This is a genomic window from Streptomyces albidochromogenes, assembly GCF_005981925.1.
Taxonomy (GTDB): Bacteria; Actinomycetota; Actinomycetes; order Streptomycetales; family Streptomycetaceae; genus Streptomyces; species Streptomyces albidochromogenes.
This window is the reverse complement of the sequence record NZ_VBVX01000043.1, coordinates 20,621-31,682: the sequence shown is the minus strand read 5'-3', so window position 1 is coordinate 31,682 and position 11,062 is coordinate 20,621. Positions and strand designations below refer to the sequence as shown.

At 72.1% G+C, this 11,062-nt stretch carries 8 protein-coding genes; 6 read left to right on the top strand and 2 right to left on the bottom strand.

What is annotated here, in order from left to right:
* Positions 1–32: 32 nt before the first annotated feature.
* Positions 33–1,754, top strand: coding sequence for an acyl-CoA dehydrogenase family protein (locus tag E2E34_RS08765; RefSeq protein ID WP_138901348.1), 1,722 nt, complete (start codon positions 33–35; stop codon positions 1,752–1,754).
* 22 nt (positions 1,755–1,776) lie between these two features.
* Here the strand turns inward: E2E34_RS08765 and E2E34_RS08760 are convergent, their stop codons facing one another.
* Complete coding sequence (locus tag E2E34_RS08760) at positions 1,777–2,721, bottom strand: SGNH/GDSL hydrolase family protein (protein WP_244315574.1); 945 nt, start codon at positions 2,719–2,721, stop codon at positions 1,777–1,779.
* A gap of 353 nt (positions 2,722–3,074) precedes the next feature.
* On the opposite strand from E2E34_RS08760, the gene E2E34_RS08750 reads away from it, so the two are divergent.
* On the top strand, positions 3,075–3,827 hold the full coding sequence (locus tag E2E34_RS08750) for a PIG-L deacetylase family protein (protein WP_138901345.1): 753 nt from the start codon (positions 3,075–3,077) through the stop codon (positions 3,825–3,827).
* A gap of 70 nt (positions 3,828–3,897) precedes the next feature.
* Here the strand turns inward: E2E34_RS08750 and E2E34_RS08745 are convergent, their stop codons facing one another.
* Positions 3,898–4,800 (bottom strand): SigB/SigF/SigG family RNA polymerase sigma factor, encoded by a 903-nt coding sequence (locus tag E2E34_RS08745; protein ID WP_138901344.1) that lies wholly within the window; start codon positions 4,798–4,800, stop codon positions 3,898–3,900.
* 287 nt (positions 4,801–5,087) lie between these two features.
* Between E2E34_RS08745 and E2E34_RS08740 the strand changes: the two genes are divergently transcribed.
* The 4 genes from E2E34_RS08740 to E2E34_RS08725 all read left to right on the top strand — a co-directional run bounded on the left by E2E34_RS08740 (position 5,088) and on the right by E2E34_RS08725 (position 11,037).
* A complete protein-coding gene (locus tag E2E34_RS08740; protein WP_138901352.1) occupies positions 5,088–7,745 on the top strand; it encodes a glycoside hydrolase family 84 protein in 2,658 nt (885 codons plus the stop codon).
* Positions 7,746–7,999: 254 nt separating this feature from the next.
* Positions 8,000–9,376, top strand: coding sequence for a hemolysin family protein (locus E2E34_RS08735; protein ID WP_138901343.1), 1,377 nt, complete (start codon positions 8,000–8,002; stop codon positions 9,374–9,376).
* Complete coding sequence (locus tag E2E34_RS08730; protein ID WP_138901342.1) at positions 9,373–10,407, top strand: hemolysin family protein; 1,035 nt, start codon at positions 9,373–9,375, stop codon at positions 10,405–10,407. The genes E2E34_RS08735 and E2E34_RS08730 overlap by 4 nt, the downstream gene beginning before the upstream one ends.
* A gap of 45 nt (positions 10,408–10,452) precedes the next feature.
* Positions 10,453–11,037 carry a helix-turn-helix domain-containing protein gene (locus E2E34_RS08725; RefSeq protein WP_138901341.1) on the top strand — a complete coding sequence of 195 codons (585 nt, stop codon included), beginning with the start codon at positions 10,453–10,455 and terminating at the stop codon, positions 11,035–11,037.
* The last annotated feature ends 25 nt before the right edge of the window (positions 11,038–11,062 follow it).

Here is an 11,062-nt window from a genome sequence, read left to right as displayed (position 1 = left end):
ACCCCACCCTCAAGCCGGAAAGGCGAACACCCATGGCCGACCCGCTGCTGTTCAACCCGCGCACCTACGACCCGGCGCACTTCGACCCGGAGACCCGCAGGCTGCTGCGCGCCACCGTCGACTGGTTCGAGGACCGCGGCAAGCGCAGGCTGATCGAGGACTACCGCTCCCGCGCATGGCTCGCGGACTTCCTCGCCTTCTCCGCCAAGGAAGGGCTCTTCGCCACCTTCCTCACCCCCGGCGCGGCCGCGGACGGCCACCCGGACAAGCGCTGGGACACCGCCCGCATCGCCGCCCTCAACGAGATCTTCGGCTTCTACGGGCTGGACTACTGGTACGCCTGGCAGGTCACCGTCCTCGGTCTCGGCCCGGTCTGGCAGAGCGACAACGCCGCCGCCCGCACCCGCGCGGCCGAACTCCTCGGCGAGGGCGAGGTGTTCGCCTTCGGGCTGTCCGAGAAGTCGCACGGCGCCGACATCTACTCCACCGACATGCTCCTGGAGCCCGACGGCGAGGGCGGCTTCCGGGCCACCGGCTCCAAGTACTACATCGGCAACGGCAACGCCGCCGGGCTCGTCTCCGTCTTCGGCCGCCGCACCGACGTCGAGGGCCCGGACGGGTACGTCTTCTTCGCCGCCGACAGCCGCCACCAGGCCTACCACCTGGTGAAGAACGTCGTCGACTCCTCGAAGTACGTCAGCGAGTTCCGCCTCGATGCCTACCCGGTCGCCCCCGCCGACGTCCTGCACACCGGCCGCGCCGCCTTCGACGCGGCCCTCAACACCGTCAACGTCGGCAAGTTCAACCTGTGCACCGCCTCCATCGGCATCTGCGAGCACGCGATGTACGAGGCCGTCACCCACGCGAGCAACCGCGTTCTGTACGGCCGCCCCGTCACCGCCTTCCCGCACGTGCGCCGTGAGCTGGCGGACGCGTACGTCCGGCTCGTCGGCATGAAGCTGTTCAGCGACCGCGCCGTCGACTACTTCCGCTCCGCCGGGCCCGACGACCGCCGCTACCTCCTCTTCAACCCGATGACGAAGATGAAGGTGACCACGGAGGGCGAGAAGGTCATCGACCTGATGTGGGACGTCATCGCCGCCAAGGGCTTCGAGAAGGACACCTACTTCGCCCAGGCGGCCGTCGAGATCCGAGGGCTGCCCAAGCTGGAGGGCACGGTCCACGTCAACCTCGCGCTGATCCTCAAGTTCATGCGCAACCACCTGCTGGACCCGGCCGAGTACGCGCCCGTGCCGACGCGCCTCGACGCGGCGGACGACGACTTCCTGTTCCGCCAGGGCCCGGCGCGCGGCCTGGGCAGCGTGCGGTTCCACGACTGGCGTCCCGCCTACGACGCCTACGCGTCCCTGCCGAACGTCGCGCGCTTCCGCGAACAGGCCGACGCGCTGTGCGACTTCGTGGCCACCGTCGCTCCCGACGAGGAGCAGAGCCGCGACCTCGACTTCCTCCTCTCCGTGGGCCAGCTGTTCGCCCTGGTGGTGCACGGGCAGCTGATTCTGGAGCAGGCCCGTCTGACGGATCTGGACGAGTCCGTCCTCGACGAGCTGTTCTCCGTCCTCGTACGCGACTTCTCCGGACACGCCGTCGAGCTGTACGGCAAGGACTCCGCCACCGAGCGGCAGCAGCGCTGGGCGCTCGACGCGGTCCGGCGTCCGGTCGTCGACGAGGCCCGCGCGGCCCGGGTCTGGGAGCGCGTGGAGGCGCTGTCCGGGGCGTACGAGATGGCGCCGTAGCGGCGGGCCGGGCTCCGACCGGTCACCGGCCGGAGCCCCTCCCGCCCGACGGGGGCGACGGCCGGCGCAGCACGGCGTCGACCGTCTCGGCGATCGCCCCGCTGTAACGCTCGATGCCCGGTGAGCGCACCGGGCAGGGGCGCGGCGTCTTCGTCGTCGGCGCGAGGCAGAAGTGCAGGTGGTCGTCGTCCCGGTGCAGTGGGGCGAGCCCGTCGCGGCAGTCGCCGGGGCGGGCCCGCTCGGCTTCGGTGCAGGGCAGCCGCTGCGCCCAGGTGTAGCGGCCGCCCGCCGGGCTCACCTCCCGGCCGGCGTCCGCGACGGCGTCTCGCCCGGCATCCGCCTGCGCCCGGTAGAGGGAGTTGATCCGGCGGGACCGGTCCGGCGAGAAGGCGTCGGGAGCCTGCAGCACCCAGACGATCCTCGGCCGGGGGATCCCGGCGCCGCGCGCCGCCGCCGCGATCTGCGCCGTGAGCCGCTTCGCGTCGGCGGCGTACCGCGTGTAGTAGCGCGAGCCGCCGCCCTGAGGGATCCCGTCCATGCAGGGCGTGTACGCCCAGGAGTTGCCCCAGAACTGGAGGACGACGACCCGCGGCCGCTCCGACCTGACCAGGGCGGCGGCCTTGTGCCCCGGCGGTACGAGGGAGTCGCGCGCCGTCCCCTCCAGGTAGTCGCACAGCGTGGTACCGGAGTACGGCCTGCTGCGCAGGGTCGCCCGGCCGTCGGCGAAGACCCGGCCGGCCAGTACCCGCTGGCTCTCCATGGCCAGTGAGTCCCCCAGATACAGCACGCCCGCCCGCTCGCGGGGCGGCTGTTCCTTCGCCGAGGTGCCCGGGGCCGAGGCGGGCGGCGGCGCCCCCGGCCTGGCGCCGCCCGGCGCACCGGGGGCGCTCGGCGGGGGAGCGGCGGCGGTGGTGGCGTCCGAGGGGTCCGAGCATCCGGTCGCCCAGGCCAGCACCAGCACGGCCAACACCGCTAATCGTCGGCACCTCACGCGATTCCCCTCCCGCCGAGTGACCCCGGTGGCCCCGGTGACGAGGCACCACACTGGACCCGCGAGCGGCAGAGGTCCAGACGGCGTACGTAGCCGGTGCGCAGCATGGCCTCGAAGCGGTCGACGCGGTCCTGCGGCCAGGCGGTGTAGGTGTGGCGGATGCTCTCGGCGGCCCTGGGCCACGGCGAGCCGGCCCAGCCGGTCTGGAGGGGGCGATGGTCTCGCTCCTGCTGCCGGTGGGCTCTCCGCTCGGCCGGTCGTGGCGGGGCTGCACCTGGGCGCAGCGGGCGCGAAACCGGAACGGGTGATTCGCCGCTTATTCTGCGCGCATGACGAGCGAGCCGACGCAACAGCCCCAGCAACTGCAGCCGATGCCCACCGACTGGCAGCGTGCCCTTGCCGTGGTGGCCCACCCGGACGATCTCGAGTACGGATGTGCCGGGGCCGTCGCCGGGTGGACCGACGGCGGCCGCGAAGTGGCGTACCTGCTCGCCACGCGCGGCGAGGCCGGGATCGACGGCCTGGAGCCCGACACGTGCGGCCCGCTGCGCGAGCGGGAGCAGCGGGCCAGTGCGGCGGTCGTGGGGGTTACCACGGTCGAGTTCCTCGACCACCGGGACGGTGTGATCGAGTACGGGACTGCACTGCGCCGGGACATCGCCGCCGCCATCCGCAAGCACCGGCCCGAACTGGTCATCACCCTCAACCACCGCGACACCTGGGGCGGCGTGGCCTGGAACACGCCCGACCACCGAGCGGTCGGCCGGGCCACCCTGGACGCGGCGGGCGACGCCGGGAACCGGTGGATCTTCCCCGAGCTGGCGGAGCGGGGGCTCGCGCCCTGGGACGGCGTGCGCTGGGTCGCCGTGGCGGGGTCCTCGACGCCCACGCACGCGGTGGACGCGACGCCGGGCATGGAGCGGTCCGTGCGGTCGCTGCTCGAACACCGTGCCTACATCGAGGGCCTGACGGACGAGGACCCCGAGACGTACTGCCGCACCTTCCTCGGACAGAACGCGCAGCGGTCGGCGGAGCGGTTCGGCGGGAAGCCGGCTGTCACCTTCGAGGTCTTCAGCCGCTGAGGCGGCGGCCCGGTGGCCGGGGACGCGGCCACCGGGCACGGGACCGGTCCGGCCGTGCCGGGGAGCCCGCTCAGGTCTCGCAGAGCATCCCGGTGCGGAGCTTGCCGAGGGTGCGCGACAGCAGGCGCGAGACGTGCATCTGCGAGATGCCCAGCTCGGCGCCGATCTCCGACTGCGTCATCTCCTGGCCGAAGCGCATCTCGATGATGTGCCGCTCGCGGTCGTCGAGCTCGCCGAGCAGCGGCGCCAGCGTGTGCAGGTCCTCGACCGTCTCCATCGCGGGGTCGGACTCGCCCAGCACGTCGGCGAAGGTGCGCGAGGCGGCGGCGCGGCCGTCCTCGCCGGGGTCGCTCGGCATGTCGAGGGAGCCGGCGGTGTAGCCGTTGGAGGCTACGAGACCTTCCACGATCTCGTCCTCGCTGAGCTTCAGGTGGTCGGAGAGTTCCCTGACCGTCGGTTCCCGGTCCAGCGCGGTGCCGAGTTCCTCCTTGGCCTTGGCCAGCTCGACCCGCAGCTCCTGGAGCCGGCGGGGAACATGGACGGCCCAGGTGGTGTCGCGGAAGAACCGCTTGATCTCGCCGACGATGTAGGGAACCGCGAACGTCGCGAACTCCACCTCACGGGACAGATCGAACCGGTCGATGGCCTTGATCAGCCCGATGGTGCCGACCTGGACGATGTCCTCCATGTCACCGCTGCCGCGGTTGCGAAAGCGCCCCGCCGCGAACCGCACCAGGGAGAGGTTCATCTCGATGAGGGTGTTACGGGCGTACTGGTGCTCCGCGGTGCCCTCCTCCAGAACCTGGAGCTGGTCGAAGAACACCTTCGACAGACTGCGGGCGTCCCTCGGGGCCACCTTTCCCGCGTCCTCGATCCACGGCAGCTCGCTCGCGCCGGGGGCAGCCCCGGTTCGAGAGCCCGTCGCGACCCGCGTCCGCGGAACCTCCGAATCACGCACCGGCGTTGTCGTCATGTTCCCGCCTCTCTCCTGATCGCTCCGTTCCCTCCGACTGCCCAGACATCCGCGTTGTATGTCTCCCGGCGGCCGAATGGCGGACGGGAGTGCTCCCACGGGTACGGCTATCCGGCCGAAAGTTGACTGGAGGTGTCCGTGGTGCGGAAACGTCTTGATCAGACGTGCGCGCCATTGACAGCCTGTCAGGCCCCTGGAGGATTCTGTGGCGTTGTGATGCGCGACTGCCCACAGCTCTCGCCGGGACCCCTGGAGGACGTGTGACGCTCCGCCCGCGCCCGCTCGCCATGCTCGCCTGCGCTTCCGCTCTCGCCCTCGTACTCGGTGCTCCGGCCGTCGGCTCGGCCGCCGACGCGCCGGGAGGCAGCGGCCTGAGACCAGCGCCCGTCATCACCCCGACCCCGCAGGACATCCGCACGCGCGACGACCGTGTCACCGTTTCCCCGACGGTCACGCTCGTCGCCGGCGCCAAGGCCGACGCCGCCGCCCTCAAGGTGACCCAGCAGGCCCTTCTCGACGCCGGCGCGCACCAGGTCGTACGCGGCGAGAAGCCCGTCTCCGGCCGGCTGACCGTCTACGTCGGCGGCCCGGGGGAGACCCCGCAGACCGCCGGCGCGCTCAGCGCGCTCGGTATCGAAGGCCCCGGACAACTTCCTCCCGAGGGGTACGTTCTGGGCGTCGGCGAGCGCAGCGTCGCCCTGTCCGGCAAGGACACGGCCGGTACGTACTACGCCGCCCAGTCGCTGCGCCAACTGCTGCCCGAGCGCAAGGGGCCCGGCGGGAAGGTGGCGGGGGCCGAGATCCGCGACTGGCCCACCACCTCGATCCGCGGTGTCATCGAGGGGTTCTACGGCATCCCGTGGACCCACGCCGCCCGCCTCGACCAGCTCGACTTCTACGGCGAGCACAAGATGAACATCTACGTGTACTCGCCCAAGGACGACCCGTACCTGCGCGAGCGGTGGCGCGAGCCGTACCCGTCGGCCCAGCTCGCGAAGATGCGGGAGCTGGTCGAGCGGGCCCGCGCCCGGCACGTGGAGTTCACCTACGCGCTGTCGCCGGGGCTTAGCGTCTGCTACAGCTCCGAGGCCGACATCAAGGCGCTGACCGACAAGTTCGAGACGGTCTGGGACCTCGGCATCCGCACCTATGCCGTTCCGCTCGACGACATCAGCTACACCAAGTGGAACTGCCAGGCCGACCGGGACAAGTGGGGAACGGGCGCGGCCGCCGCCGGCGCCGCCCAGGCGTACCTCCTCAACCGGGTCAACCGGGACTTCATCGCCACCCATCCGGGCGCCGCGCCTTTGCAGATGGTGCCGACGGAGTACTACAACGTCACGCCGTCCCCGTACAAGAAGGCCCTCGCCGAACAACTGGACGAGGACGTGGTGGTCGAGTGGACCGGTGTCGGTGTCATCGCGCCGGTGATAACGGTGGCGCAGGCCAAGGCCGCGCGGAACGTCTTCGCGCACCCGATCCTGCTCTGGGACAACTACCCGGTGAACGACTACGTCACCAACCGGCTGCTGCTCGGTCCGTACAACGGCCGGCAGAAGGGGATGCCCGCCGAGCTCGGCTCCGGCATCACCGCCAACCCGATGAACCAGGCGTACGCCTCGAAGATCCCGCTGATGACGGTCGCCGACTACATGTGGAACGACGCGGTCTACGATCCGCGCACCTCGTGGCGGACGGCGATCTCCCTGTACGCGGACGGCGACGCGAGGACCGAGAAGGCCCTGCGGACCTTCTCCGACGTCAACTACAGCTCCCGCATCAACGCGCAGCAGGCGCCGGACCTCGCCGCGGAGATCGCCCGGTTCTGGGACGCCGGGGAGTCCGCGGACGCGGACGCGCTGGACAGCGCGCTGAAGGGGCTCCAGCAGGCGCCGGACGTCCTGCGCGAGCGGCTCGCCGAGCAGGAGTTCGTCACCGACAGCGCCCCGTGGCTCGACGCCGCCGAGGCGTGGGGCGTGGCGACGCGCGCCGCGCTGCGGCTGGTCGGGCTGGCCCGCGACGGAGAGGGCGCGGCGGCGTGGGACCAGCGGCAGCGGCTGCCCGCTCTCGTCGCCGCCGCGAAGTCCTTCACGTACACGGACCTTGAGGGACGCAAGATCCCGGTCGTCGTGGGCGAGGGAGTCCTGGACACGTTCACCGAGGACGCGGCCGCCGAGCACGACCGGCTGCTCGGAGTCACCGGAGCCGTCAAGGGCCTCACCAATCTGCCCACGTACCAGGGCAATACCGTCGCGCGGATGCTCGACGGCGACGACAGCACGTTCTTCTGGAGCAACCGCGCCACCGCCACCGGCGACCATGTGACGGTCGACCTGCGCAAGGAGCGCGAGATCGGCGCCATCACGCTCGCCATGGGCAAGCCCGGAAGCGTGAACGACTACATGCGCCAGGGCGTGCTGGAGTACTCGACGGACGGCTCTTCCTGGGAACAGCTCGCGACGTTCTCCTCGAAGGCCGTCGTGACGGCGACGGCCCCGGCGGGCACCGAGGCGCGGTACGTACGGGCACGGGCCACGGCGGGCCAGACGAACTGGCTCGTCGTGCGGGAGTTCGCCGTCGAGACGAAGGACGCGTCCGTGACCGGCGGACCACCGCCGGCGGCGGGCAGCGGCCTGCGCGCTGCGGCCGACGGGGACGTGACGAGCGTCTACCGCGCCGCACGCGCGCCCGAACCGGACGAGGCGCTCCAGGTCGACCTCGGCGGGGCGCGCGAGGTGCTGTCCGTGACCGTCCTGCGCCCGAAGGGCAGCACGGCGCACGCCGACGTGCAGGTCCGCGCGGCGGACGGCGACTGGCGTACGGTCGGCGAGCTCGCCGGGGCCTACCGGCAGTTCACGGTGGGCGGTGACGCGGTGTCGGCCGTACGCCTGCTCTGGAGCGAGGGCGGGTCCGCGCCGCAGATCGCGGAGGTCGTCGTGCGGTAGCGGCTCTGCGGTACGGCGCGCGGCGCGGCCCCCGGGCGACCGGCCCGGGGCCGCGCCGCGCCCGGCTGTGACCGCCGTCACCCGGCACGGTTTTGCGCCCCCTTTACTATGGGTGGGCAGCGGTCGTGCATGCCGCGACCCGTACGAACCACCACACCTGAACGAAGAAGGAGCTGCGGTCCCGCAATGGGTGAGCCTCCCAGTACGAGCCGTGCCACGTCTGTCCCGTCGAACAGTGGGACGGAGGTGGCACGGTGACCGAAGTTCTCCTCCTGCTCCTCGCACTCGCACTCACGCTCGCGTGCGCGGTGTTCGTCGCGGCCGAGTTCTCGCTGACCACGATCGAGCGCGGTGAACTGGAGCGGGCCGCGCAGGCCGGCGAGCGGGGCGCGGCGAGCGCCCTGAAGGCGGCCAAGCGCCTCACCTTCCAGCTCTCCGGCGCCCAGCTCGGCATCACGGTGACCTCACTGGTCATCGGCATGCTGGCCGAACCCTCCCTGGCCGTGCTGCTGCGCGGTCCCCTTCAGGCGGCGGGGCTGCCCGCCGGAGCCGTGCCGACCGTCGCGACGCTGCTCGGGGTGGCCCTGTCCACCGTGGTGCTGATGGTCGTCGGCGAGCTCGTGCCGAAGAACTGGGCGATCTCCAGCCCGCTGGCCGTCGCCAAGGTCGTGGCCGGTCCCCAGCGGGGGTTCACGGCGGCCTTCGGGCCCCTGATCCACCACCTCAACAACACCGCCAACCGCGTGGTGCGCCGCTTCGGCCTGGAACCCGCCGAGGAACTGGCGTCCGCCCGTACCCCGCAGGAACTCGTCGCCCTGGCGCGGCACTCCGCGCGCGAGGGCGCGATCGAGCAGGACTCGGCCGAACTGTTCGTCCGCACCCTGCACCTGGGCGAGCTGACCGCCGAGAACGTCATGACGCCGCGCGTGGACGTCCAGGCCCTAGAGGCCCGCGCCACCGCCGCCGACGCCGCCAATCTCACGCTGGCCACGGGGCTGTCCCGGTTCCCCGTCTACCGCGGGACCCTGGACGAGGTGATCGGCACCGTGCACATCCGCGACGTGCTGGCCCTGGACGAGGCGAAGCGGGCCCGGACCCCGGTGACCGAGCTGGCCACCGATGCCCTGCTGGTCCCGGACTCGCTCCCGGTGGACCGGATGCTCCAGCAGTTGCGCCACAGCCGGACCATGGCCGTGGTGATCGACGAGTACGGCGGCACGGCAGGCGTCGCCACGGTCGAGGACGTCGTCGAGGAGGTCGTCGGCGAGGTGCGCGACGAGCACGACCCGCACGAGCGCCCCGGCCTGGAGGCGTGCGCCCCGTCGGCCGACGGCCGCGCGGTGTGGGAGGCGGACGGCAGCGTACGCCTCGACCAGCTCCGGGAGATCGGCTTCACCGCTCCGGAGGGGCCGTACGAGACCCTCGCCGGGCTCGTCGCCACGCGCCTGGAACGCATTCCGGAGCCGGCCGACCGGCTCGACGTGGACGACTGGGAGATCACCGTCCTGGACGTGGAGCACCACCGGGCCGACCGGGTCCGGATCACCGGGCCCGCGCCCGGCCCGGCGCACGCGCCGGCAGCCGTTCCCGCACCCGCACCGGCCGTGAAGATCGCGGAGGAAGTACGATGACCGCCTTCCAGCTCGCCGTGGGCGCGCTCACCCTCCTCACCAACGCGTTCTTCGTCGGCGCCGAGTTCGCCCTCATCTCCGTACGGCGCAGTCAGATCGAGCCGGAGGCCGTCCGGGGCAGCCGCCGCGCCCGGAGCGCCCTGTGGGGCCTGGAGCACCTCTCCGCCGTGATGGCCACCGCCCAGCTCGGCATCACGATCTCCTCGCTCGTCCTGGGCGCGGTCGCCGAACCGGCCATCGCCCACCTGCTGGAACCGCCGTTCCACGCGGTCGGCGTACCTGAGGGGCTGATCCACCCGATCGCGTTCGTGATCGCGCTGACGCTGGCGACGTACCTGCACATGCTCGTCGGCGAGATGATCCCGAAGAACATCGCGCTCGCCGCCCCGGCGCCCACCGCGCTGGCACTGGCGCCGGCGCTGGTGGCCCTGACCCGCGCGCTGCGGCCGGTCGTCTTCGGCATCAACGCGTTCGCCAACATCCTGCTGCGGATGCTCGGCGTCGAACCGAAGAACGAAGTGGCGTCCGTCTACACCGACGACGAATTGGCCCGCCTCGTCAAGGACTCCAGCGAGGCCGGCCTGCTGGCGCCGGCCGACGGCGAGCGGCTGCGCGACGCCCTGGAGCTGGGCAACCGCCCGGTGGGCGAGGTCATGGTGCCGCTCGGCCGGATCGTCACCGTCGACCACACCACCACCCCGCAGGAGCTGGAGCGGGCGGCCGCCACCTGGGGGTTCTCCCGGCTGCCGGTGACCGGCCCGGGCGACGAGGTGCTGGGCTACCTGCACATCAAGGACGCCCTCGGCGTCGTCGAGCGCACCCGGCCGTTCCCGCGGGCCGCGCTGCACCCGGTGATCCGCGTGGAGATCGACACCCCGCTCGACGACACCATGACCGCCATGCGCGCGGCGGGCACGCACCTGGCCGCCGTCACGGGCGGCAAGGGCACGGTCATCGGCTTCGTCACCATGGAGGACGTACTGGAGGAACTCGTCGGTCCGGCGGCGGCGGGCGACGCCCTTGCGGTCTGAACCGGCGGGATTGACAAACGCTGTTGCCGATCCTGCAATGTCCCCATGGACGAAGAGCCGGATCTCGACGGTGTACTGAACGGTGTGGGCCCCCGCCTGCGCACACTGCGCAAGGAGCGCGGGGCCACCCTCGCCGCCCTCTGTGAGGCGACGGGGATCTCGGTGAGCACCCTTTCCCGGCTGGAGTCCGGCGGGCGCAGGCCGACCCTGGAACTGCTGCTGCCGATCGCCCGCGCCCACCAGGTGCCGCTCGACGAACTGGTGGGCGCGCCGCCGGTCGGCGATCCGCGGGTGCGGACGAAGCCGATCGAGCGGGGCGGGCAGACGTACCTTCCGCTGACCCGCCAGCCCGGCGGCCTCCAGGCGTTCAAGGTGATCTCACGGAGGTACGGCGAGGAGCCCGAGCCCCGCACGCACGAGGGCTATGAGTGGCTCTACGTCCTGTCGGGCAGGCTGCGGGTGGTGCTGGGCCCGCACGACCTGGAGATCGGGCCCGGCGAGGCGGTGGAGTTCGACACCCGGGTGCCGCACTGGTTCGGGCCGGTGGGGGAGGCGCCCGCGGAGTTCCTGAGCCTCTTCGGACCGCAGGGGGAGCGGATGCACGTGCGGGCCAGGCCGAAGTCCGGCTGATGTGGCCGAGGCTGTTCCCATCGAG